Source organism: Thalassovita sp. (genome assembly GCF_965218685.1).
Lineage (GTDB): Bacteria > Pseudomonadota > Alphaproteobacteria > Rhodobacterales > Rhodobacteraceae > Thalassobius.
In genome coordinates, this window is sequence record NZ_OZ244657.1 from 1,881,860 (window position 1) to 1,906,117 (window position 24,258).

The following is a 24,258-nucleotide window of genomic DNA, read 5'->3' on the forward strand; positions in this document are numbered from 1 at the left end:
CTCTCATTAGCCGACGAGGCGTTGGTCATGGTCCAGCACCCGAACCCGGTCGCGCTCGGGATGATCTGGTCTTGCGCATATGGCGGGTTTAACGCTGACCATTCAGGCGTCGATCGGCGATGATCGCGGCAGAGGTCCGGTTCTCGACGCCAAGCTTCTGGAAAATCGTTTCCAGATGCTTGTTAACCGTGCGTGCACTCAGCGATAGGATCTCGGCGATGTCGCGGTTGGACTTGCCTTGCGACAGCCAGAACAGAACCTCTCCTTCGCGGTCGGTCAGGTTCAATTCTTTAGCCAATATGTCGTGGGGGCGGTCATCAGTCGTGGGGTCAAGGCGTACAAGTAATTCGCCTGTCGAAGACCGCCCGATATAGGTGAAGCGCAAGCCCAGCCATTCAAGCGGCACCATGCTGGAAACAGGTTGGGTGCTGGTCTGTTCCAGCCACGCCATCAGGGGCGCGTGCGCCCCCAGCTGGTCAGAGGCGGCCAACCCGGCCTGGTCCAAAAGGTCATAGGCGCGCGGGGACCCCCATATAACGGTGCCTTGGGTGTCAATTGCCAGAACGGCACGACCGAAGCTGTCCAATGCCTCGCGGGCGCTGCGCATCATCTTTGAATTCAGCAAATGGATCGTTACCCGAGCGATCATTTCTTCCAGCTCGACCGGTTTGGTTATGTAGTCGACCCCGCCACTGCTCAGGCCGCGCACGATGCTGTCACGGTCGTTCAGTCCGGTCATGAAGATTATCGGTGCGTCCGTGGCATGGGGCGCTGATTTCAGCGTTTGGCATGCCTCGAACCCGTCCATGCCGGGCATCATCGCGTCCATCATGATCACGTCGGGCTGCACACGTTTGACCAGTTCGATGGCGGCAGACCCGTCGCGCGCCGTCAGGACGGTCATGCCGATGTCCTCCAATGCGGTCGAGACAAACTCCAGTGCTTCGGGGCTGTCATCCACCACCAGGGCGATGTTGTGCGTGTTGGGGTCAAGCGGCATGTTGATCGGCCTTTTCGATTAGGTTGCGTACACCGGCCATGTCGAACTGATCGATCCGGCGCCGCAATGAGAGGCTGAGGTCAGGGGGAATGGCGCTGGCAAGCTCCAGCGCGGTGATCTTGTCGCGGATCGCTTTGGTGTGGCCGATATCGGCCATTTCCAGGATATACAGCGCGTCAGAACGCTTTAGCACCTGGCCTGTTGCGCTAACGGGGGTGACCGTGGGGCGATTTTCGGGGACCAGCTCGACCTTTAGCAACGCACAGATGCGCAGAAGCAGGTCATCCAGATTATACGGCTTGGCGATAAACGCATCGCACAGGGCCGAGCGCGCCACAGGTTTCTGCGCGTCCGAGGCATGGCCTGAGATCATCACGATCGGGGTGGTTGCATGCCCCCCCTCACGCAGCTCGTGCGCCAGTTGCCAGCCGTCCATTCCGGGCATGTCGATGTCCAGAATGAACAACTCGGGGCGGATGTCGCGCAGCATATCCAGGGCCACTTCGGCATTGGGGGCTTGCAGCACAGAAAACCCGACCGGTGTCAGGTAATTCTCGACCAGCGACAAGTGGTTCAGGTCATCATCCACCACCATCAGCGTCCGGCGTGGTCCGGTATAGCCCGCCGCCGAAGTGCGGATCACGTCCGCGCGCGCGGTTTTCTCATACGCGACCGAGGGCAGCATCATCCGAACCCGGAACAGGCTGCCCTGACCGGGCGTGCTTTCGACCTCGATCTCGCCGCCCAGAATTTCGACAAGCAGTTTGGTGATCGTCAGGCCCAGCCCGGACCCGCTGGCAATCGCGCCGCGTCCCCGTTCAAACGGGCGCCAGATGCGATCAATCTCGTGCGCGGGAATGCCGGTGCCGGTATCAGCGACCTCGATCACGGCGACCTCGTTGCGGTAGTTCAGGGTCAGCTGAACCGAGCCCTGCTGCGTGTATCGGATCGCATTCGACATCAGGTTGATGATGATCTGGCGCAGGCGTTTTTCATCGCAGGCGATCCAGTCGGGCAGGACGCCACGCGTTTTGATGCTGAAGTCCAACCCTTTTTCTTGCGCGGTTTCCTCGAAGATCGAGGCCACCTGATGCAAGAAGGTGCGCAGATTGATACGGTCGCGGGTCAGTTCCAGCCGGCCGGCCTCGATCCGGCTGATGTCCAGCAAGCCTTCGATCAATCCGGCCAGATGTTCCGAGGACCGGCGGATCGTAGTGACCGCGCCACGGCGCTCCTCTGGAATTCGCGGGTCTTTTTCTAAAATTTGAGCGAAACCGTAGATCGAGTTCAGCGGCGTGCGCAGCTCGTGGCTTAGCCCGCTCATATAGCGGGTCTTGGCCAGGTTCGCGGCCTCGGCTTTTTCCTTGGCCTCTTGCAGGGCGCGGTCGGTGCGTTCGTGGGCGCGGATCTCACGCAGCAGGCTTTCGGTTTGGCGGGTCGCTTCGTCACGGGCCTTGGCCTGGCTTTCATGGGCCAGAATGAACATCCAGACACAGATGCCGATTATGATCAGCATGATGCAGAAAATGATGGTCAGTGCGGCGTCAAAATTGGCCTGATCCTTGAAGCCACGGATCATCAAAAGCAACCCGCCGAACCCCAGTGCCAGTCCGGTCGTTGCGATGCCGAACATTGACAGACGCGACATCAGCATATGTGCGATCTGGTCGGGAAACGTGCGATGAACCAGCGCGGCCAGGGTATTGTCCAGTCGGGCCTCGGGTTTGCAGGCATCTCGGCAGGCGCTGTCCAGTGTACAGCACAGCGAACAGATCGGTCCGGAATGGAACGGACAATGGGTCATGTCCTCGGCGTCGAATTTGTATTCGCAGACCGAGCATTCATGCAGCCCCGGTTCTGCGCTTACCGGTTCGCGGGCGATGTAGTATTTGCCTTTGGTCCAATAGGCGATCACCGGCGCCATAACGAAAGCGGTGCCCAGGGCGATCACGGGGGACAGGGCCTCGGACATCTCTCCCAGCACCCCGGCATAGGCCACCAGCGAGATGACACACGCTGCGATCATCCCCCCGATCCCCACCGGATTGACGTCATATAGATGTGCGCGGCGGAACTCGATCCCGCGCGGGCTAAGGCCAAGCGGTTTGTTGATAACCAGATCGGCCACCAGCGCCCCGATCCACGACAGCGCTACATGCGAATAGAGCGCCAGAATGCTTTCCAGCGCGGCAAAGACGCCCAGCTCCATCAGGATCAGCGCGATGGCGACGTTGAACACCAGCCAGACAACCCGGCCCGGATGGCTGTGGGTTAAGCGCGAGAAAAAGTTCGACCAGGCGATCGAGCCGGCATAGGCGTTGGTGATGTTAATTTTCAGCTGCGACAGAATGACGAAGATGCCTGTCAGCGCCAATACCAACCAGGGCGTGTTAATCACTTGATCAAACGCGGTAAAGTACATGCGGGTAGGGTCCGCGGCCTCGGCCAGGGGAACAGATTCGCGGATCGCAAGCGTGACCAGATAGGACCCCGCCAGCATTTTCAGCACGCCCAAAATGGACCAGCCCGGCCCGGCGGTGATCAGGGCAGCCCACCATTTTCGGCGGTCAGCTCGGGTCTTGGGCTCGGGCAGGAATCGCAGGAAATCCACCTGCTCGCCAATCTGCGCGATCAGTGAAAACACCACGCCCGCCGCCGCCCCCATCATCAAGATGGTCGAGCGTTCCTTGGTTTCGGATTCATGTCCGGGAAAGCTGGTCCAGGTGTCGAAATCATAGCCGACAAAGGCCAGCAGCACGAAGGGCAGAATGTGCAAAATAACCCACAGGGGCTGTGTCCAGGTCTGAAAGGCCGAGATTTTGGTGAAGCCCTTGGCGACCATCGGAATGACCACCACAGCGGCGATCAGATAGCCCAGCATCAGCGGTAATCCGAAACAGAACTCCATCGCCAGGGCCAGGATCGCGGCCTCTAACGCAAAGAAAATAAAGGTAAAACTTGCGTAGATCAGTGAGGTGACGGTTGATCCTATATAACCAAACCCAGCCCCTCGCGTCAGCAGGTCAATGTCCACGCCATGCTTGGCCGCATAATAGCTGATCGGCAATCCGGTCAGGAACAACAACAGCCCCACCAGCATGATCGCGGCCACAGCAATGTCGAACCCATACAGCAAAGTGATGGTGCCGCCGATCGCCTCGAGCGCCAGAAAAGAGATCGAGCCAATCGCGGTGTTTGCCACGCGGCCATAGCTCCACCTGCGCGCCCGCCGAGCGGTGAAACGCAGCGCGAAATCTTCCATCGTTTCGTTCGCGACCCAGCGATTATAGCGTCGCCGTTCTGTTGTCGCTTTCAAGGCTGTCACCATCGGGAACTCCCGCTTGTGTGTGTGATACAGCCTCTTGCGCGGGCACGCGCGATTGCGCCCGCGTCCTCCCTCAAGAGTCCATCACCCTGTTCCGCAATTCACTATGGGGTGGAAAAACGCGCACTCACATACGTCATTTGACGTATACTGCACTGCAGCATTTTCCGCAAACCTTGTGAGGTGAGGGCGGAAAGAAAGTCGCCCAAGGTCACTTCTCGCAAAGTTTCAGGAGGCGATATGTCCAAGAAAAAACTCAATGAACTCTCGTCCGGTGTCAGTCGCCGGAGCGTTCTTGCAGGTGGGGCGGCAGCACTGACTGCATCCCTGTTCGCGCCCAAGCATCTGATGGCTGCCGACTATCCCACGTCCGCCGTCAACACCACCGGTCTGGCTGTCACCGATGACACCGTAACCATCGGTATTCTGCATTCAATCACAGGCACCATGGCGATCTCGGAAACCGGGTCCGTGCAGGCGGAAAAACTGGCGATCGAGCAGATCAACGCCCAGGGCGGTATTCTGGGTCGCAAGATCGAATACATCCAGGAAGACGGCGCATCCGATTGGCCGACTTTTGCGGAAAAAGCCAAGAAACTGCTGGTCAACGACAAGGTTGCCTCGGTCATGGGCTGCTGGACCTCGGCCAGCCGCAAGGCAGTTCTGCCGGTGTTCGAGCAGTATAACGGTTTCCTGTATTACCCCACCTTCTACGAAGGTCTGGAGCAGTCGCCCAACGTGATCTACACTGGTCAAGAGGCCACGCAGCAGATCATCGCAGGTCTGGATTGGGTCACCAAAGAGAAGGGCGCAAAAACCTTCTATCTGCTGGGGTCCGATTACATCTGGCCGCGCACCTCGAACAAGATCGCGCGCAAGCATATCGAGAACTTCCTGGACGGCGCCAAGGTCGTGGGCGAGGATTACTATCCGCTGGGCCACACCCAGTTCAACTCGGTCATCAACAAGATCCGCCTGAAGAAACCCGACGTGATTTACGCGATCGTCGTGGGTGGCTCGAACGTGGCGTTCTACAAGCAGCTGAAAGCCGCTGGCATCGACATGACCAAGGAAAAACCGCTGGTCCTGACCATTTCCGTGACCGAGGACGAGATCCGCGGCATTGGCGGCGAAAACATCGATGGCGCCTATGCCTGCATGAAGTATTTCCAGTCGCTGACCAACGACAACAACATGGAATTCGTCAAAGCCTTCAAAGAGATGTGGGGCGAAGACATGGTGATCGGCGACGTGACCCAGGCTGCTTATCTTGGCCCGTGGCTGTGGAAAGCCGCCGTTGAAGCCGCCGGCTCGTTCGACGTCGATAAGGTGCGCGCCGCCACTCCGGGTATCGAGCTGACCTCGGCCCCCGAAGGCTATGTGAAAGTGCACGAAAACCATCACCTGTGGTCCAAGACCCGCGTCGGTCTGGCCAAGCCGGACGGCCAGTACGAGGTGGTGTTCGAAACCGCCGATCTGGTCGAGCCCGATCCCTTCCCCGAGGGTTACCAGTAAGTCGTCATCCTCCCTTGGGTGGCCCGGCTCGCGACAGGCGGGCCACCTCTTTTCATGACATCCACTGACTGGCCACAGGAGCGAAACTGATGTTTTCCGACTATTCCATGAGCGAGCTGGGCGCGATCTTTGCCATGCAAGGTTTCGCGGGGCTCATCCTCTTTTCCGTCTTTGTCCTCATGGCGCTGGGACTGGCGATCATTTTTGGCCAGATGGGCGTGATCAACATGGCCCATGGCGAGTTCATGATCCTGGGCGCCTATGTCACTTATTTGATGTCGAACCTGTTTTCGACCTACATGCCGGCGCTGTTCAGCGCCTATTTCTTTGTGGCGATGATATTAGCGTTCATAGTGTCAGGGGCCTTAGGGCTGCTGGTGGAATGGGCCATGATCCGGCACCTGTATAAACGTCCTTTGGATACGCTGCTGGCCACCTGGGGCCTCAGCCTGATCCTGCAACAGGTCTATCGCAGCGTGTTCGGCGCGCGCGAAGTGGGCGTAACCATTCCCGACTGGATGATGGGCTCGATGCCGGTGACGGACATGATCGAGGTGCCGATCAACGGGATTTTCGTGATGGTGCTGGCGGTCGGTATCTCGGCGGCTGTCTACATCCTGATGTTCAAATCCACCTGGGGCCGTCAGGTCCGCGCGATCAACCAGAACCGCGTGATGGCGGGTGCTGTGGGTATCAACACCGAATGGACGGACCGTCTGACCTTTGGCATCGGTTGCGGGGTCGCGGGCGTGGCAGGATCGGCCTTTACCATGATCGGGTCCACCGGCCCGACGGCGGGGCAGCTTTATATCGTCGATACGTTCCTTGTGGTCGTCTTTGGCGGCGCGGCAAGCCTGCTGGGCACCATCGCCAGCGCCTTCTCGATCAGCCAGGCCCAGTCGATCATGGAGTTCTTCCTGTCCGGCTCGATGGCCAAGGTTCTGACGCTGCTGACCGTTGTGGGCATCCTGATGATCCGCCCGCAAGGCCTGTTCGCCATGAAACTGCGCAAATAACCGGAGGCCGCAATGGAAACGTCCAACCGCTTTCTTTCCCGTTCCGAACTGATTGGCTTTGCCGTCCTTGCCGTCGTCATCTTTGTCGTCCTACCGATGGCGCTGGATACCTTTCGTCTGAACCTGTTCGGCAAGTACCTGACCTATGCCTTCGTCGCCATCGGGCTGGTGCTGTGCTGGGGGGCTGGGGGTATCCTCAGCCTGGGCCAGGGCGTGTTTTTCGGGCTGGGGGGCTATTGCATGGCGATGTTCCTCAAGCTCGAAGCCTCGACGCCTGAAAACACCGCGATCCAGTCCACGCCGGGCATTCCGGACTTTATGGACTGGAACCAGCTGACCGCTCTGCCTGGCTGGTGGGAGCCCTTCCACAGCCTGACCTTTGCCCTGATTGCGGTGGTCGCGGTACCGGTGGCCTTTGCCTTTATCATTGGGGTGGCGATGTTCACCCGGCGGGTGGGCGGCGTGTATTTCGCCATCATCACCCAGGCCTTTGCCGCGATCCTTACGATCCTGATCATTGGCCAGCAGGGCTATACCGGGGGCGTCAACGGCATCACCGACCTGCGTACGCTTCTGGGTTGGGACATCCGCACCGACGAGGCCAAAGAGATCCTGTATTTCGTCAATGGCGTGCTGCTGTTCGCGGTGCTTCTGGCGGCGCAATACGTGCGAAAATCCAAGCTGGGCCGTCTGCTGATCGCCATGCGCGACCAAGAGGACCGGGTGCGCTTCTCGGGCTACAACGTCGCGAATTTCAAGATCTTTGTCTTCTGTCTGGGCGCGGCTTTTGCCGGGATCGGCGGGGCGATGTTCACGCTGCAGGTTGGCTTTATGTCGCCCACGCTGGTTGGCATCGTGCCCTCGATCGAGATGGTGATTTTCTGCGCTGTCGGCGGACGGATTTCGATCCTGGGCGCGGTCTATGGAGCGTTGGCGGTGAACTGGGCGAAAACCACGTTCTCCGAAAGCTTCCCCGAGTTGTGGCTCTTGGGATTGGGCGGATTGTTCATCGCGGTCGTGATGTTCTTTCCCAACGGTCTGGCAGGCATCTACGCCGACCACATCGCCCCACGCATCGCCAAGCTGTTCAAAAAGTCCTCGGACGTTGATCTGCCTGGCAGCGCCAAAACCCCCGCCGAATAAGGAGAGCCTACATGTCTGTTCACAACCCAAATTTCGTGTTGGCGGTCGAGGGGCTGACGGTGTCCTTTGATGGGTTCAAGGCGGTCAACGACCTGAGCTTTTACGTCGAACCCAACGAATGCCGCGTGATCATCGGCCCCAACGGGGCGGGCAAAACCACGGTGTTGGACCTGATCTGCGGCCGGACCAAGGCCACCTCGGGTTCGGTTGATTTCAAGGGGCACGAGCTGCTGTCCATGCGTGAGGATCAGATCGTGCATGCCGGGGTGGGGCGCAAATTCCAGACTCCCTCGGTCTATGAAGATCTGACCGTGTTTGAGAATTTGGAACTCAGCTATCCCAAGGGGCATGGCGTGTTCGGAGCGCTGACCTTCCGCCGGGATGACCCGGTGAAAACCCGGATCAAGGAAATCGCCGAGACGATTTTTCTGGACGATCAGCTGGACGAAAAAGCCGCCTATCTGAGCCACGGCCAGAAGCAGTGGCTTGAGATTGGGATGCTGCTGATTCAGGACCCTGAACTGCTGATGCTGGACGAACCGGTCGCTGGCATGTCCGTGGCCGAACGCAAGAAAACCGCAGAGCTGCTGAACCGGATCATCAAGGACCGCTCGGTCATCGTGATCGAACACGACATGGGTTTCGTCGAAGATATCGCCACCCGCGTCACCGTCCTGCACCAGGGCAAAACCCTGTCCGAAGGCTCGATGGAGCGGGTGCAGAATGATCCCAAAGTCATCGAAGTTTACCTAGGCCACTAAGGAGAAATCACATGCTGGATGTAAGCGAACTGCGCGCGGCCTATGGAGAATCCGAGGTGCTGCACGGGCTGGATCTAAAGGTCAAACCCGGCGAAATCGTCGCCATCATGGGGCGCAACGGCATGGGCAAGACCACGCTGATGAAAACCCTGATGGGGATCGTTCCGGAAAAATCCGGGGCGGTCTCGGTGGGGACGGATCCGGTAACGGGGCTGAAATCTCATCAACGCGTCGCCAAGGGTATCGCCTATGTGCCGCAGGGGCGGATGATTTTCTCGGCCATGACGGTGCAGGAAAACGTGGAAACGGGGCTGACGGTGACGGGCAGCAAAAAGGTGCCTGACGACATCTATGAACTGTTCCCCGTGCTGCTGGAGATGAAATCACGCCGGGGCGGCAACCTGTCGGGCGGGCAACAGCAACAGCTGGCGATTGCCCGCGCGCTGGCCTCTAACCCCAAGGTGCTGCTGCTGGATGAGCCGACCGAAGGCATCCAGCCCTCGATTATTCGCGAAATGGCTCGCACCCTGCGCAAGATCCGTGACCAGAAGGGCCTGTCGATCATCGTTTCGGAACAAGTGCTTAGCTTCGCTTTGGATGTCGCTGACCGGGTGATGGTCATCGAGAACGGCCAGTTTGTACACGACAGCCCGCGCGACGGCATCGACGAGGCGAAGGTCTCGAAATTCCTCTCCGTTTAATCAAAGAAAGGACAGTAACATGGCAGATACGCTGATTTCGGTGGACCTGAGCGAAAGCCCACACACCAATGAGAACGTACACAACAGGTGGCACCCCGACATTCCGATCAACGTCTGGGTCGAACCTGGCGACGATTTCAAGATCGAGACCTATGACTGGACCGGCGGCCAGATCAAGAACGACGACGACGCCAGTGACGTGCGCGACGTGGAACTGGAGCAGGTGCACTATCTGTCCGGTCCTATCGGTGTCAAAGGGGCCGAGCCGGGCGACCTGCTGGTCGTGGAAATCCTGGACATCGGCGCCAAGGAAGAAAGCCAGTGGGGCTTTAATGGCTTCTTTTCGAAACAGAATGGCGGCGGTTTCCTGACCGAGCATTTCCCCGAAGCGCAGAAATCCATCTGGGATTTCGAAGGCATGTTCACCAAATCGCGCCACGTGCCCGGCGTGAAATATGCCGGCCTGATCCACCCCGGTCTGATCGGCTGTCTGCCCGATCGAAAGATGCTGGACATGTGGAACGAGCGTGAAACCGCGCTGTTCAATACCGATCCCGATCGCACGCCGCCACTGGCTGCGCTGCCGAATACCCAAAGCGCACATATGGGCGCGATGAAGGGCGATGAACGCGCCGCCGCCGCCGCCGAAGCCGCCCGCACCGTGCCCCCGCGCGAACATGGCGGCAACTGCGACATCAAGGACCTGAGCCGCGGGTCGAAGATCTATTTCCCGGTTTATGTGGATGGCGCGGGTCTTTCGATGGGGGATCTGCACTTCAGCCAGGGCGATGGCGAGATTACCTTCTGCGGGGCCATTGAAATGGCCGGTTGGCTGCACCTGAAGGTCAGCCTGATCAAAGAGGGCATGTCGAAATACGGTGTGAAAAACCCGATCTTCAAACCCTCGCCGATCACTCCGAAATATGATGACTACCTGATTTTCGAGGGCATCAGCGTCGATGAGGCTGGCACCCAACACTATCTGGACGTCCATATTGCGTATCGTCAGGCCTGTCTGAACGCGATCGAGTATCTGAAGAAGTTCGGCTATTCCGGCGCGCAGGCCTATGCGATTTTGGGCACGGCGCCTGTGCAGGGACATATCTCGGGCGTGGTGGATATTCCGAACGCCTGTGCCACGCTGTGGCTGCCCACGGATATCTTCGAATTTGATGGCATGATGCCTAATCCGGATGGTCCGACCAAGTTCCTGGATGGTTCGGTCGACATTCCGCTGGCCCCTGATCTGTAAGGCAACCGGGGCGGCGGACCCTGCCGCCCCATCACGAACAAAGGACACCCCAATGCCCGTCTATGAATACTGGTGCGATGATTGCGGCCCGTTTGAATCCTTGGTGCCGATGTCGAAATTCTCGGAACCCTGTGCCTGTCCGGTCTGCGCGCTGCCCGCGCCGCGCGTGATGATGACCGCGCCGAAACTCTCTGTCATGGATTCAGGCCGCCGCCATGCGCACGAAACCAACGAACGCAGCGCAGACAGCCCGCGTAAGTCCTCGCATGGGCCGGGATGTGGTTGCTGCGGGGGCGGAGAAAAGAAGAATTCGAAGACCCTGTATCGGCCCGACGGATCGAAAAGCTTTCCAACCAAGCGGCCTTGGATGATTTCCCACTGATGCGCCGCTACGGCCAGTCCGAGAAGCCGCGCCGCAGCTCGGTCAGGTCGTCGCCGTCCGGTCGCGAGACGATGGCTCGGTAAGCGCCGGGGGACATGTCGGTCCGGCGCTTGAAAAAATGGCTGAACCGTGTTGCGTCGGCAAAGCCAAGATCCGCGGCAATCTTTTTCAACGGCGAGCCCGAGTTTTCCAGCCGGGCCTTGGCCTCGGCGGTCATGCGTTCGTGCGCAAGTTCGGCCGGGCTGCGGCCGGTTTCACGTTTGCAGATCCGGTGCAGGCGGTCATAGTCCACACCCAGTTCGTCCGCGTAGCGCGCGATTTGCCAGTGGTCGCGGTAGTGCAATTCGACCAGGTGGCGGAATTGGCGTAAGATGCTGGTCTGTTCAGGGCCTGCCTCGGCGGCGACGGCCTGATGCGTTCTGAGGGCGCAGATGAACATGAGACGCAGATAGGCGGCCAGCGACATGGGCGAGCGGCGCTCGGGGGTGGCCAGTTCATCGTTGAACCATTGGATCAAAGCAAGCACCTGTTCGTGATCAGCAGGTTGGTCCAGCGCGGCGACAAAGGGTTTTTCGGCCAACATCCGCAGATGCACGGATTCAGCGCGCGCGCCGATGGCATCCAGAATAATAGTATCGCTTAGCCCCAACACCGTCGCCCGCGACCCGGCGCCCAAGCGCAGGGGCGGGCTTTGCTCGGGTGGCCAGTAACACAGGGCAGGGCCCGTGGTGGCGGCTTCGGATTCGTCTGTCACCAGCGTCCCGCGTTCCAGAAACAGCAGCCGGGCATATCCATGGGGCAGACTGGCGCGCAGCATCTGGTCGTGCAGGGCTTCGCGTTCGATTTGCAGCGTGGCATAGCCGTCTTTCATAGCGTCTTCCAGAAAATAACAATAAATGCCCAGAATCGAGCATTACATGTCAGTATACTGGCAAGCTACGCTTACTCAAGGGAGGTCGGGCCCAGCCCGAAAACGGAATGACGCTTACTCGGATGATGCAAAGCGAGCAGCGAGCGCTGCTGGTCGAGCGCAAAAGCCCCATTGATGGGCGGATTGTCAGCGCTGAGATCGCGCTGGACAAAACGCAAAGCTTGGATGTGGTCGCGCAAGCGGCGGCAGCCTTTCCTGCGTGGTCGTCCCTGGCGGCGGCTCAGCGCGCGGAACTGCTTAGCCGAGCCGCCGATGTTCTGGAATCGCGCCGCGAAGATTTCCACGCGGCCCTGTCCGAAGAGATCGGTGCTCCGTCCAAGTGGGTCCATACGAATATCTCGTTTGCGGCGTCAATCCTGCGCCAGGTTGGTGTCTACGCGGACGAGGCCGAGAAGACCGAGACGCTGCAGGAAACGCGTGACATCACCAGCCAGGCCGTGCGTGTGCCATGCGGCGTTTGTCTGGGTATCTCGCCGTGGAATGCACCGCTGGTGCTGGGGTTCCGCGCCGTGGCCGCGCCGTTGCTTTGTGGGAATACGGTATTACTGAAGGGTTCGGATTTTGCGCCGCGTACGCTGCGGCTGATCGGAGAGGTGTTTGATCAGGCCGGGTTCCCCCAAGGCGTGATGACCCCAATATTGACCCGCGCCGAGGACAGCGAGGAAATCGTCGAGGCATTGATCGCCTCGCCCGTGGTGCGGCGGGTGAATTTCACCGGGTCCACCCGCGTGGGCCAGCGCGTGGCCGAGCTGTGTGCGAAATACCTTAAGCGGCCCCTGCTGGAGCTGGGCGGACAATCGACGATGCTGGTGCTGGAGGACGCCGATCTGGATCACGCTGCCCGCGAGGCATTGCGCGGGGCCTATCTGAACCAGGGGCAGGTCTGCATGTCTACCGAGCGGCTGATCGTGGCCGCCCCCATCGCTGATGCCTTTGCCGCAAAGCTCGAGGCCCTGCGCGCGCAACTCAGCCTGGGCGATCCGCGCCTGCCCGAAACCGATGTCGGCCCTGTGATCAGCCACGCTGCGGCCGAGCGTATCGCAGGGCTAATCAGCGACGCGCTGTCCAAGGGAGCGCGTCTGGTCGGCGGCGGCGGCGTTCAGGGGAACAGCGTTGAACCGACCCTTCTGGACGCGATCGAGCCGGACATGCGCGTCTATCACGAAGAGGTTTTCGGCCCGCTTGTGTCGATGACCCGCGTGGTTAACGATCTTGAGGCGATCACTATCGCCAATGACAGCGAATACGGGCTGGTCTGTTCCGTCTTCAGCACGGATATGGCGCGCGCGCGGAACGTGGCGGACCAGTTGCACAGCGGTATCTGCCACATCAACCGCGCGACCTTTGACGATACCCCTCATGCCCCCTTTGGTGGCGTGAAATCCAGCGGCTACGGCCGGTTCGGGGGCCGCTGGGGCATTCATGAATTCACAGAATTGCGCTGGATGACCAGCGCAGAACCGACCTGATCTCAGGTCTTCAAAGGAAATATCGGGAGGAAACTATGACCTTTGACAAGATACGCCGTAAAATGGTGATCGGCACCGGGGCTGCCCTTGGACTTTCGACCCTGATGGCCACGACCGCCCTGGCCCAGGAACCGATCAAATTTGGTGTCGTTGCTCACCTGACAGGCCCGCTGGCCGGGGGCGAGGCTGTGACCCATACGCCGAACATCGAACTGTGGGCCAAGCAGGTGAACGACCGTGGCGGCCTGAAAGTCGATGGCGAAATGCGCCCGATCGAAGTGATCACCTATGACGACAAGACCAACCCGTCCGAGCATATCAAGGCCGTGCAGCGCCTGGCGACCCAGGATAAGGTTGACTTCATGCTGTCGCCCTATGGCACCGGGTTCAACATCGCAGCGGCCCCGATCTATGCCAAGTATGACTTCCCGCTGGTTGCCGTCAGCGCGATCACTGACAAACAGCCCGAGTTGTCCAAGCGGTTCCCCAACATGTTCTTCACGCTGGGGTCCACCACTGGGTTTGTTGAAGGCGTGCGTGATACGCTGACCAAAATGCGGGACGCAGGCACCATCGGCAACAAGATCGCCATGGTGAACGTCGCGGATGCCTTTGGGATCGAGCTGGCCGACAAGGCGCGCCCCATCCTGGCCGAGGCAGGGTTCGAGATTGTCTATGACAAATCCTATCCCTTGGGCACGCCAGATATCTCGCCCGTGGTGAAGGGCGCCAAGGCGTCTGAACCCGATGCGTTTGTGGCCTGGTCCTATCCGCCGGACACCTTCGCGCTGACCGAACAGGCGATCATTGAAGATTTCAGCGTCAAGGCGTTCTACACCGCTGTGGCAACCGCCTTCCCGGCCTATGCGGGCAAGTTCGGATCCAAGATCAACGGAAACCTGGGCGCAGGCGGTGTGAACCCTGACACCCCGGCCATGAAGGAATACCGCATGGCCCACAAAGAGGTGACCGGAAAAGAGGCCGATTACTGGGCCTCGGCCACGTATTATTCCAGCCTCCAGGTACTAGAACAGGCGATCGAAGCCGTGGGAACCGTCGACCGTAAGGCGACCGTGGACTACATCAAGAACAACAGCTTCGACACCGTGATCGGCACCATTAGCTTTGACGAGAACAACAACTCGGAACGCTACTGGTCGGTCGGTCAGTGGGAAAACGGCGTGTTCCGCGCGGTGGCTGACACCGGGATGGGCGACTCGGTCGCTGCCACGCCCAAAGACGGCTGGAAATAATTCCACAACCTTTGCTGCCCGGCCGCATCTGGCCGGGTAGCCTCCTCAAATCAGGCGAAAATATTATGGATATCCTCATATCCGGGCTGCTGCTGGGCGGCACCTATGCGCTTATGGCCATGGGTCTGAACCTGCAATACGGCGTCGCGCGCATCATGAACCTTGCCAATGGCGAAATGCTGGTCCTGGGTGGACTGGCCGCGTTCTGGCTGTTCACCGTGTCTGCCCTCAGCCCCATTCTGACTGCGGTGATCATCGCGCCCCTGGCCTTTGCCGGGAACTGGCTGCTGTACCGCTATCTTCTGCTGCCGCTGGTGCGCCGTGCCAAGACCCAGGGCCAGCTCGAGGTTGACTCGATTCTGGCCACCTTTGGCATGAGCTTTGCGCTGGTGGGCATCATGGTCTCGCTGCATGGCGAGTACTTTACCTATTCCTACCTGGCCACGCCGTTTTCGGTCCTGGGCAGCACCGTGGCGCTGAACAGGCTGGTGGCCTTTGGACTGGCCGTGCTGATCGGCGGCGCGCTGTATTACTGGCTGAATCACACCTATAAGGGCACCGCCGTCCGCGCCGTGTCTGTCAGCACCGAGGCCGCCGGTCTGGTCGGCATCAACGTTGATAAAGTGTCCGCGCTGGCCTTTGCGCTGGGCGGGGCCGTGACCGCGATGGGCGGTGCGCTGATTTCCACCTTCATCACGTTGGATGCCTCGGTTGGGGTGATTTTCACCATGAAGGCGCTGATCATCATCATCATGGGCGGTGTCGGCGACATCCGGGGTGCGATCATCGCTGCGTTGATCCTGGGGTTGGTGGAAACCACTGTGGCCACGGTCGTTGACCCCGGCCTGACGCTGGTGGCGGCTTACGTGATCTTCCTTGGTATCCTGCTGTTCCGCCCGCAGGGCCTGTTCGGGAGGCGCGCATGAAACCTGCTGAGATGAAAAACCTTGGCCTTGGTGCCGTGTTGGCCGCACTGGCCGCGGTGGTGCCACTGGTGGCGGATGGCTATTGGCTGTCGATTGCAACCACCGCGATGATGTATATCGCGCTGTCCACTAGCTGGGCGCTGTTTTCCGGGCCGACGCATCTGATTGCGCTGTCTACTGGCGCGTTCTTTGGCGTTGGGGGCTATTTGGTTGGCTCTGGCATGAGCGATTATTACCAGAGCTTCTGGACCATGGCCTTGATTGCGCCCATCGTTGCGACGGTGCTGGCGTTGCTGATCGGGCTGGCCACGCTGCGTCTGTCAGGGGTCTATTTCGTGATCTTCACGCTGGGCCTGGCCGAGATGATCCGCAATCTGGTCAGCTGGGTGCAGAACAACTTCCTTGGATCGCGCGGCCTGTATGTGCTGACCGATTTCGGCGAGGAGCATATCTATTGGATGCTTCTGGCCGTGGCCGTTGTGGTCTTTGTCATGGGCTGGTGGATCAACCGCTCGCGGCTGGGTTTTGCCCTGCGCATCATCGGCAATGACGAAGAGGTTGCCCGCCATGTCGGGATCAACACCGCATGGTCCAAGGTGATCCTGTTCATGTCCACCGGGTTCTTTGCGGCATTGGTGGGGGCCATCGTGGCGCCACGCTATTCTTACATCGAGCCCAATGTCGTCTTCTCGCCCGAGCTTAGCTTTCTGGTGGTGATCATGGCGCTGCTTGGGGGCGTGCATCGCTTGTGGGGGCCGCTTGTCGGCGTCATCCCCTTCACCTTGCTGTGGGAGGCGATCACGATCTCGTTCCCGAACTCGACCACGTTGTTCCTGGGCCTGTCGTTCCTGCTGATCGTCTACCTGATCCCGAACGGCTTTGTCGGTCTCTTCGAGCAACTCAAACGGAGGGCGGCGAAATGAGCAGGACCATTCTGAATGTATCAGGGCTGACCAAGCGCTTCGGCGGGCTGGTGGCTGTCAACGACCTGAGCTTTGACGTCCGCGAACACGAGGTTATGGGCATCATCGGCCCCAATGGGTCGGGCAAGTCTACAACGATGAACCTGATCTCGGGGGCGTTGAAACCCACCAGCGGAACCATCGTTCTGGAAGGCCACGACCTTACCCCGCTGCCACCGCACAAAATTGCGCGGTTCGGTGTGGCGCGGACCTTTCAACTGGTGCGCATTCTGCCGGGGATGACCGTGATGGAAAATGTCATTGCCGGTGCCGCCTTTGCACATAAACCCCGCTGGGGAAGCGAAGCCGAAGACTTTGCCAGTGCTCTACTGGACCGGCTGGAGCTGGGCGACAAGAAGAACCAAGGCATGGATAGCCTGACATACATCGATCAAAAGCGACTGGAGCTGGCCCGTGCGCTGGCCTCGGAACCCGAAATCCTGTTGCTGGATGAATGGCTGGCCGGGCTGAACCCAAGCGAGCTGCGGATCGGGATCGACCTGATTTCCGGGCTGCGCAAGGAAGGCCGGACCATCATTCTGGTCGAACATGTGATGGATGCGATCCGCTCGCTTTGTGATCGCTGCGTGGTGATGAACTCGGGCGCGAAAATTGCCGAAGGGACGCCGGCCGATGTTCTGTCGGACCCGCAGGTTATCCGCGCCTATCTGGGGGACGAATGATGCTGACGATTGAAAACCTGACTGTCTCTTATGGGCTGCACCGCGCGCTGGGCGGCGTCAGCCTGACCGTCTCGCCGGGCGAAATCGTGGTGATGCTGGGCGCGAACGGGGCGGGCAAAAGCTCGCTTCTGCGGGCCGTTGCAGGCATTTGCGAGGGCGACACCTCGGGGCGCATCGATCTGAGCGGCAAAGACCTGTTGTCCCGCAAACCCGACGAAATCGTCGAGGCCGGAATTGCCTTTGTCCCCGAGGGGCGCGGCATTTTTGGGGATCTTTCGGTCTGGGAAAATCTGATGCTGGGCGCTTATTCCCAGCGTGCCCGTGCGGCCAAACAGGACAATCTGGCCGCCGTACTGGAGCTGTTCCCCAAACTGGCCGAGCGCAAGACACAAATCGCGCGCACCATGTCGGGCGGTGAACAGCAGATGGTCGCAATCGGGCGGGCGATGATGTCCAACCCCGAAATCCTGATGCTGGACGAGCCGTCCCTTGGCCTGTCCCCGCTTCTTAGCAAAGAGCTGTTCGGCAACCTGTCCAAAATCCGCGCGACGGGGATGGGCGTGCTGTTGGTCGAACAAAACGCCAAGCAAAGCCTGGCCATCGCTGATCGGGGATACCTGATCGAAAACGGTGAGATCACCGGCGAAAATGCCGCCCAGGCCATGCTGAACGATCCGGCCGTGCAAGCGGCCTATCTGGGTGGAGGCGCCCAGACGGAACATACCCAAAAGGAGAGAACGAATGTTTGAGGGAAAAAAGATCATCGTGACCGGGGTGTCCTCGGGGATTGGTCAGGAAACGGCCAAGCAGCTGAAGGCCCAGGGGGCGACCGTCATCGGTGTTGACCGCAACCCGCCCAGCGTTGATCTGGACGCATTTCATCAGGTGGACCTGATGGACGAAGCCGCGCTGGACGCTCTGATCGAAGAGTTGAAGGCCGTCAAAGCCGATGGCCTGGCCAACATCGCCGGTGTTCCGCCGACTGCGCCCGTCGAAACCGTTGTGACGGTGAACCTGGTGGCGCTGAAACGCCTGACCCTGGGTCTGGTCGACAGCCTGGCTGATGGTGCCTCGATCGTGAACCTGGCGTCGTTGGCCGGGATCGGCTGGGAAGGTGAGGTCGCCAAGATCAAGGCCGCCGAAGGTCTGGATCACGCAGGTGTTCCGGCTTTCTGTGCGGCGCAGGAAATCACCGCTGACACCAGCTATTTCTATACCAAACAGGCGCTGGTGGCCTGGACTCACGAAAACCGCTGGACCTGGCGCGATCGCGGCATCCGCATGAACGCCGTCAGCCCCGGCCCGGTGGACACGCCGATTCTCAAGGACTTCCTGGAAACCCTGGGCGAGCGCGCCGAGGAAGACATGAAGATCATGGACCGCCCCGGCACCCCCACCGATATCGCCCCAGTGGTGGTGTTCCTGCTGAGCGACGGCTCGGTCTGGCTGCGCGGGGTAAACATCGCCACCGATGGCGGCATGCGCGCGCATATCGACGCCACCTCGAATGGTTTGAACTGATTTAGAAGGAAAAGAGACATGAGCATTTCCATGTTGATTGGCGGCCAGGATGTCGCCGCACTGGACGGGTCAACCTTTGACCGTCTGGACCCGGTAACCGGAGAGGTTGCCACCACTGCCCCGGCAGCCAAGGCAGCCGATGCACAAGCTGCAGCCAAGGCAGCGGCAGCGGCCTTTCCTGCGTGGTCGAAAACCAGCCCTGCCGAACGTCGCGCCGTGCTGATGAAAGCAGCGGACGAGCTGGAGGCGATGGCGCCCGAGATCATCGCCATCACCACCAGCGAAACCGGCGCCACCGCGCCCTGGACCGGCTTTAACTGCATGCTGGCCGCCGGCATGCTGCGCGAGGCCGGCGCCATCACCACGCAAATCACGGGCGAGATCATCCCGGCCAACAAACCCGGCACGCTGGCCATGGCACAGCGCAAACCTCTGGGCGTCTGCCTTGGCATCGCGCCGTGGAACGCGCCGATCATTCTGGGCACCCGCGCCGTGGCGACTGCGATCGCTTGTGGCAACACCGCGATCCTGAAAGCCTCTGAACTGTGCCCGGCCACCCATCTGGCCATTGGCGAGGCCTTCCGCCGCGCCGGTGCCCCCGATGGGGTGATGAACGTGGTGACCAACGCCCCCGAGGATGCTGCCGAAGTAGTCGGCGCTCTGATCGCGGCCCCCGAGGTGCGCCACATCAACTTCACCGGTTCGACCGGGGTGGGGCGGATCATTGCGCAAACCGCCGCGACCCATCTGAAGCCCGTCCTGCTGGAACTGGGCGGCAAGGCGCCTCTGGTCATTCTGGATGACGCTGATGTCGAGGCCGCAGTGAACGGTGCTGCCTTCGGGGCCTTCATGAACCAGGGCCAGATCTGCATGTCCACTGAACGGATCATCGTGCACGAGGGCATCGCGGACGAGTTCATCGCCGCTTTTGCCGCCAAGGCCAACGCTCTGCCCGCTGGCAACCCGCGTGATCAGGTGGTGCTGGGCTCGCTTGTCACGCCCGAGGCGGCCGAAAAGATGGACGCGATCATCGCCGATGCCACCGCCAAGGGCGGCAAGGTTATCGCCGGGGGCAAGCGCGACGGCTCGGTCGTCGAGGCTACGTTGATCGACAACGCCACGCCCGACATGACGATCTATGCCAAGGAAAGCTTTGGCCCGGTCAAGCCGATCATCCGCGTGAAGGACGATGAAGAGGCGATCCGCGTGGCCAATGACACCGAATACGGCCTGTCCGCCGCTGTCTACAGCCAGGATATCCAGCGTGCGATGTCCGTGGCTGACCGGATCGAAAGCGGTATCTGTCATATCAACGGCCCGACCGTCGCGGACGAGGCTCAGATGCCCTTCGGGGGCGTCAAGGACTCGGGTTATGGCCGGTTTGGTGGCAAGGCGGGGATCGACTCGTTTACCTCGGTGCGCTGGGTAACGATCGAGGATCCGCATCAGCATTTCCCGTTCTGATCTGAATTGAACGAACAAACCGGGGCCGCTCCATTTCTGGAGCGGCCCTGTGCGTTATGGCGGGCTGAATTGGGCCGTCGGGCCCTTAGCCTCCCTTGACCTTACGACGAAACCGCGAGATTTTTCCTGACAGGAAAGAAATCACCCCGGTTTGGGTGAACAGTGAAAGGTGACCCCATGCCATCCAAGTCTGCCGCCGCAAAGGCAAAGCTGTCTCAGAACCCTCACGCAGTGAAGGAACCGCGCGAGAAGAACCTTGAGGTGGCCATCGGGCGGCAGGTGCGCGAGCTGCGCAAACGGCAGCGGATGACGGGGTCAGATCTGGCCGCGCAAACGGGGCTGTCGGTGGGGATGCTGTCCAAGATCGAGAACGGGGTAATCTCGCCATCGCTGAACACGCTGCAAATGCTGGCCGATGCGCTGCGGGTGCCGCTGATCCAGTTGTTTTCCGGCTTCGAAGAACCCCGTGGTGCCATGCATGTGAAAGCGGGCGAGGGGGTCGAGATCGAACGCGCCGGCACCCGCGCGGGCCATCAATACCAACTGCTGGGGCATATCGGTTCGAATAACTCGGGTGTGGTGGTCGAGCCCTATCTGATCGAACTGACCGACGCCAGCGACCGTTTTCCGGCGTTTCAGCACGAGGGGATGGAGATGCTGTATATGTTGGAGGGGCGCGTCAGTTATCGCCACGGTGATCAGATCTATGACATGGAGCCGGGGGACAGCCTGTTGTTCGACGCCGATTCCCCCCATGGCCCCGAAGAACTGCTGGAACTGCCAGCCAAATACCTTTCGATCATCAGCTATCCCCAGCAGAAATAGCCCGCAGACCGCGGTTTGATCCGGGTTTTGCTCAGAAATTAGGCAATTCCCTGCGTAGGCAAAAATTATTCTCCACGGGAAAGAAATTGTCTTGAAGGGCAAATTTATTTCCTGATAGGCAAGTCTCGACGACAAGAAGTCGAAACGAGACGGAGAACACTATGTGCGGCATTGTTGGCCTCTTCCTGAAAAAGGAAGCCATGCGCCCTCAGCTGGGGAACCTGCTGACGGACATGCTTATCACCATGACTGATCGCGGCCCTGATAGTGCGGGGATCGCCATCTACGGGGATGAAGTTGAAGGTAGCGTGAAAATCACGGTGCAATCGGATACCCCCGAATCGGCCTTTGCCGAGCTGGACGGGGCGCTGACCTCGGTCATTCATGCGCCGGTGACGATGCGGGTGGTGGACACCCACGCCGTGCTGATCGTCCCGGCCGAGGTCGAGGACAAGGCCATTGCCGCACTTGAGGAAAAAGGTCTGCGGATCATGGGCTCGGGCGTGTCGATGGAGATCTACAAAGAGGTTGGTCTGCCAAAGGATGTCGCCGCGCGGTTCGGTCTGCGTGACATGGGTGGCAGCCACGGGATCGGCCACACTCGCATGGCCACCGAAAGCGCCGTGACGACCATGGGCGCGCACCCGTTCTCGACCGCTGATGACCAGTGCCTGGTGCACAACGGGTCGCTGTCGAACCACAACCAGATGCGCCGTAAGCTGGCGAAAAAGGGCGTTTTTACCCGCAGCGAAAACGATACCGAGGTCGGCGCGGCCTATATCAGCTCGCGCATCGCCGATGGTGCCAGCTTGGGCGAAGCGCTGGAAGGCACGATCGAGGATCTGGACGGGTTTTTCACCTTCGTGACCGGCACCAAGAACGGGTTTGGCGTGGTCCGTGACCCGATCGCCTGTAAGCCCGCCGTCATGGCCGAAACCGAAGATTATGTCGCTTTTGCAAGCGAATACCGGGCTTTTGCCGATCTTCCGGGGATCGAGGACGCGAAAGTCTGGGAACCCGAACCCGCCACCGTCTATTTCTGGGAGCGTTGAGACATGGAAACGATTGATATGGCGCAAACCCCGCTGCGCGAGCTGAACTCGGCCTTGCAGACTGCCGCCAAGGACAGCGCGAACACCGCTTACGTGATCGAAAACCCGCGCGGCTCTCATGCGGTGGCCTGTGGTCTGGATGGCCCTCTGTCGGTGACCGTCAAGGGCTCGACCGGGTATTACTGCGCGGGCATGAACAAAGAGGCATCCGTCACCGTCGAAGGGTCCGCCGGGCCGGGTGTCGCGGAAAACATGATGTCAGGCGTCGTGACCATCGAAGGTGACGCCAGCCAATACGCCGGGGCCACGGGCCATGGCGGGCTGCTGAACATCAAGGGCAATGCGTCCTCGCGCTGTGGGATTTCCATGAAGGGGATCGACATCGTGGTGCATGGCAACATCGGCCACATGTCCGCCTTCATGGCGCAAAAGGGCAATCTGGTCGTGCTGGGCGATGCTGGGGACGCGCTAGGCGACAGCCTGTACGAGGCACGTCTGTTCGTGCGCGGCAACGTGAAATCGCTGGGCGCGGACTGCATCGAAAAGGAAATGCGCCCCGAGCATATCGAGATCCTGACCGATTTGCTGGCACGCGCCGGTGCGGATGCCAAACCCGAAGAGTTCAAACGCTACGGCTCGGCCCGCAAGCTTTACAACTTCAACATCGACCACGCTGGCGAATACTGAGGACATCCCCATGGACAAGACACCCAACACGATGCCGCGCCAATCTTGGACGTTTTCGAACGAGACCAACTCGGAAATTCGGCGCGCAGCTGCCACCGGCATTTACGACATTCGCGGCGGCGGGGCCAAGCGCAAGGTGCCGCATTTCGACGACCTGCTGTTCCTTGGCGCCTCGATGAGCCGCTACCCGCTGGAAGGCTATCGCGAGAAATGCGAAACCAAGGTGACGCTTGGCACGCGGTTTGCGAAAAAACCGATCGAGCTGGATATCCCGATCACCATTGCAGGCATGTCCTTCGGCTCGCTGTCCGGGCCCGCGAAAGAGGCTTTGGGCCGTGGCGCGACCTTGGCCGGGACCTCGACCACCACGGGCGATGGCGGCATGACCGAAGAGGAACGCGGCCATTCCGAAAAGCTGGTCTATCAATACCTGCCCAGCCGCTATGGCATGAATCCCGATGACCTGCGCCGCGCCGATGCGATCGAGGTGGTCGTGGGGCAGGGCGCCAAACCGGGCGGCGGCGGGATGCTGCTGGGTCAGAAGATCACCGAACGCGTCGCCGGAATGCGTTGCCTGCCCGAAGGGATCGACCAACGCTCGGCCTGTCGTCACCCCGACTGGACCGGCCCTGATGATCTGGAAATCAAGATTCTGGAACTGCGCGAGATCACCAACTGGGAAAAGCCCATCTACATCAAGGTCGGCGGCGCGCGTCCCTATTATGACACCGCTTTGGCGGTCAAGGCCGGCGCGGACGTGATCGTGCTGGACGGGATGCAGGGCGGCACTGCGGCAACGCAGGATGTGTTCATCGAACATGTCGGTCAGCCCACGCTAGCCTGTATCCGCCCCGCCGTTCAGGCCCTGCAGGACCTGGGTATGCACCGCGAGGTACAGCTGGTCGTCTCGGGCGGTATCCGGACAGGTGCCGATGTGGCCAAGGCTTTGGCTTTGGGCGCGGATGCGGTTTCCATCGGCTCGGCCGCGCTGATCGCCCTTGGGGATAACGATCCAAAATGGGAGTCCGAGTATCAGAAACTGGGCAGCACCACCGGCGCCTATGACGACTGGCACGAGGGCCGCGACCCGGCGGGCATCACCACGCAAGACCCCGAGCTGATGAAACGTCTGGACCCGGTCGAGGCTGGCCGCCGTCTGCGCAACTATCTGAACGTGCTGACGCTGGAATGCCAGACGCTGGCCCGTGCCTGCGGTCACAACCACGTCCATAACCTGGAACCCGAGGACCTGTGCGCCCTGACCATGGAGGCCGCCGCCATGGCGCAGGTCCCGCTGGCTGGCACCAACTGGTACCCCGGCAAACCCGGTTTCTAAACGCCAATCCGAGGGGCCACGTGCCCCTCGCAACCCACAGGGAATAGGTTAGAC

Annotated in this window: 22 protein-coding genes; 19 read left to right on the top strand and 3 right to left on the bottom strand. The window is 60.3% G+C overall.

Features of this window, described 5'->3' with window-relative positions; genetic code table 11:
• Nucleotides 1-88 precede the first annotated feature (88 nt).
• Together ACOQOQ_RS09485 and ACOQOQ_RS09490 are read right to left on the bottom strand one after the other, a co-directional pair.
• Nucleotides 89-1,000, bottom strand: coding sequence for a response regulator (locus tag ACOQOQ_RS09485; RefSeq protein WP_420566752.1), 912 nt, complete (start codon nucleotides 998-1,000; stop codon nucleotides 89-91).
• A complete protein-coding gene (locus ACOQOQ_RS09490) occupies nucleotides 990-4,328 on the bottom strand; it encodes an ATP-binding protein (protein ID WP_420566753.1) in 3,339 nt (1,112 codons plus the stop codon). The genes ACOQOQ_RS09485 and ACOQOQ_RS09490 overlap by 11 nt, the downstream gene beginning before the upstream one ends.
• A 237-nt stretch (nucleotides 4,329-4,565) precedes the next feature.
• Between ACOQOQ_RS09490 and urtA the strand changes: the two genes are divergently transcribed.
• The 7 genes from urtA to ACOQOQ_RS09525 all read left to right on the top strand — a co-directional run bounded on the left by urtA (nucleotide 4,566) and on the right by ACOQOQ_RS09525 (nucleotide 11,095).
• The gene (urtA, locus tag ACOQOQ_RS09495; protein ID WP_420566754.1) at nucleotides 4,566-5,840 is read left to right on the top strand and encodes an urea ABC transporter substrate-binding protein; all 1,275 of its coding nucleotides are present in this window, start codon (nucleotides 4,566-4,568) and stop codon (nucleotides 5,838-5,840) included.
• A gap of 89 nt (nucleotides 5,841-5,929) precedes the next feature.
• On the top strand, nucleotides 5,930-6,856 hold the full coding sequence (urtB, locus tag ACOQOQ_RS09500) for an urea ABC transporter permease subunit UrtB (RefSeq protein ID WP_420566755.1): 927 nt from the start codon (nucleotides 5,930-5,932) through the stop codon (nucleotides 6,854-6,856).
• A gap of 12 nt (nucleotides 6,857-6,868) precedes the next feature.
• On the top strand, nucleotides 6,869-7,999 hold the full coding sequence (gene urtC / locus ACOQOQ_RS09505) for an urea ABC transporter permease subunit UrtC (RefSeq protein WP_420566756.1): 1,131 nt from the start codon (nucleotides 6,869-6,871) through the stop codon (nucleotides 7,997-7,999).
• Nucleotides 8,000-8,010: 11 nt separating this feature from the next.
• A complete protein-coding gene (gene urtD, locus ACOQOQ_RS09510; RefSeq protein WP_420566757.1) occupies nucleotides 8,011-8,760 on the top strand; it encodes an urea ABC transporter ATP-binding protein UrtD in 750 nt (249 codons plus the stop codon).
• An 11-nt stretch (nucleotides 8,761-8,771) separates the two neighbouring features.
• The gene (urtE, locus tag ACOQOQ_RS09515) at nucleotides 8,772-9,461 is read left to right on the top strand and encodes an urea ABC transporter ATP-binding subunit UrtE (protein ID WP_420566758.1); all 690 of its coding nucleotides are present in this window, start codon (nucleotides 8,772-8,774) and stop codon (nucleotides 9,459-9,461) included.
• Nucleotides 9,462-9,480: 19 nt separating this feature from the next.
• Complete coding sequence (gene fmdA, locus ACOQOQ_RS09520; protein WP_420566759.1) at nucleotides 9,481-10,713, top strand: formamidase; 1,233 nt, start codon at nucleotides 9,481-9,483, stop codon at nucleotides 10,711-10,713.
• A gap of 52 nt (nucleotides 10,714-10,765) precedes the next feature.
• Nucleotides 10,766-11,095 carry an FmdB family zinc ribbon protein gene (locus tag ACOQOQ_RS09525; RefSeq protein WP_420566760.1) on the top strand — a complete coding sequence of 110 codons (330 nt, stop codon included), beginning with the start codon at nucleotides 10,766-10,768 and terminating at the stop codon, nucleotides 11,093-11,095.
• A gap of 7 nt (nucleotides 11,096-11,102) precedes the next feature.
• Here ACOQOQ_RS09525 and ACOQOQ_RS09530 read toward each other — a convergent pair whose 3' ends face one another.
• Nucleotides 11,103-11,966: a helix-turn-helix domain-containing protein gene (locus ACOQOQ_RS09530; protein WP_420566761.1), complete on the bottom strand. Its 864-nt coding sequence runs from the start codon at nucleotides 11,964-11,966 to the stop codon at nucleotides 11,103-11,105.
• Between the two features lie 107 nt (nucleotides 11,967-12,073).
• On the opposite strand from ACOQOQ_RS09530, the gene ACOQOQ_RS09535 reads away from it, so the two are divergent.
• The 12 genes from ACOQOQ_RS09535 (at nucleotide 12,074) to ACOQOQ_RS09590 (ending at nucleotide 24,204) form a co-directional block, all read left to right on the top strand.
• The gene (locus ACOQOQ_RS09535) at nucleotides 12,074-13,495 is read left to right on the top strand and encodes an aldehyde dehydrogenase family protein (protein WP_420566762.1); all 1,422 of its coding nucleotides are present in this window, start codon (nucleotides 12,074-12,076) and stop codon (nucleotides 13,493-13,495) included.
• 35 nt (nucleotides 13,496-13,530) lie between these two features.
• A complete protein-coding gene (locus ACOQOQ_RS09540) occupies nucleotides 13,531-14,748 on the top strand; it encodes an amino acid ABC transporter substrate-binding protein (protein WP_420566763.1) in 1,218 nt (405 codons plus the stop codon).
• Nucleotides 14,749-14,813: 65 nt separating this feature from the next.
• Nucleotides 14,814-15,674: a branched-chain amino acid ABC transporter permease gene (locus tag ACOQOQ_RS09545; protein WP_420566764.1), complete on the top strand. Its 861-nt coding sequence runs from the start codon at nucleotides 14,814-14,816 to the stop codon at nucleotides 15,672-15,674.
• Complete coding sequence (locus ACOQOQ_RS09550) at nucleotides 15,671-16,597, top strand: branched-chain amino acid ABC transporter permease (RefSeq protein WP_420566765.1); 927 nt, start codon at nucleotides 15,671-15,673, stop codon at nucleotides 16,595-16,597. The genes ACOQOQ_RS09545 and ACOQOQ_RS09550 overlap by 4 nt, the downstream gene beginning before the upstream one ends.
• Nucleotides 16,594-17,319, top strand: a complete 726-nt coding sequence (locus ACOQOQ_RS09555) for an ABC transporter ATP-binding protein (protein WP_420566766.1) — start codon at nucleotides 16,594-16,596, stop codon at nucleotides 17,317-17,319. The genes ACOQOQ_RS09550 and ACOQOQ_RS09555 overlap by 4 nt, the downstream gene beginning before the upstream one ends.
• Nucleotides 17,316-18,068 carry an ABC transporter ATP-binding protein gene (locus ACOQOQ_RS09560; protein WP_420566767.1) on the top strand — a complete coding sequence of 251 codons (753 nt, stop codon included), beginning with the start codon at nucleotides 17,316-17,318 and terminating at the stop codon, nucleotides 18,066-18,068. Before ACOQOQ_RS09555 ends, ACOQOQ_RS09560 begins: the two co-directional genes overlap by 4 nt.
• A complete protein-coding gene (locus tag ACOQOQ_RS09565; protein ID WP_420566768.1) occupies nucleotides 18,061-18,840 on the top strand; it encodes a coniferyl-alcohol dehydrogenase in 780 nt (259 codons plus the stop codon). The genes ACOQOQ_RS09560 and ACOQOQ_RS09565 overlap by 8 nt, the downstream gene beginning before the upstream one ends.
• Before the next feature lie 18 nt (nucleotides 18,841-18,858).
• Nucleotides 18,859-20,304, top strand: a complete 1,446-nt coding sequence (locus ACOQOQ_RS09570) for an aldehyde dehydrogenase (RefSeq protein WP_420566769.1) — start codon at nucleotides 18,859-18,861, stop codon at nucleotides 20,302-20,304.
• Nucleotides 20,305-20,481: 177 nt separating this feature from the next.
• On the top strand, nucleotides 20,482-21,129 hold the full coding sequence (locus ACOQOQ_RS09575) for a helix-turn-helix domain-containing protein (RefSeq protein ID WP_420566770.1): 648 nt from the start codon (nucleotides 20,482-20,484) through the stop codon (nucleotides 21,127-21,129).
• Between the two features lie 161 nt (nucleotides 21,130-21,290).
• Nucleotides 21,291-22,181, top strand: a complete 891-nt coding sequence (locus ACOQOQ_RS09580; protein ID WP_420566771.1) for a class II glutamine amidotransferase — start codon at nucleotides 21,291-21,293, stop codon at nucleotides 22,179-22,181.
• Between the two features lie 3 nt (nucleotides 22,182-22,184).
• The gene (locus ACOQOQ_RS09585; RefSeq protein ID WP_420566772.1) at nucleotides 22,185-22,868 is read left to right on the top strand and encodes a protein GlxC; all 684 of its coding nucleotides are present in this window, start codon (nucleotides 22,185-22,187) and stop codon (nucleotides 22,866-22,868) included.
• Between the two features lie 10 nt (nucleotides 22,869-22,878).
• Nucleotides 22,879-24,204: an FMN-binding glutamate synthase family protein gene (locus tag ACOQOQ_RS09590; protein ID WP_420566773.1), complete on the top strand. Its 1,326-nt coding sequence runs from the start codon at nucleotides 22,879-22,881 to the stop codon at nucleotides 24,202-24,204.
• Nucleotides 24,205-24,258: the final 54 nt, after the last annotated feature.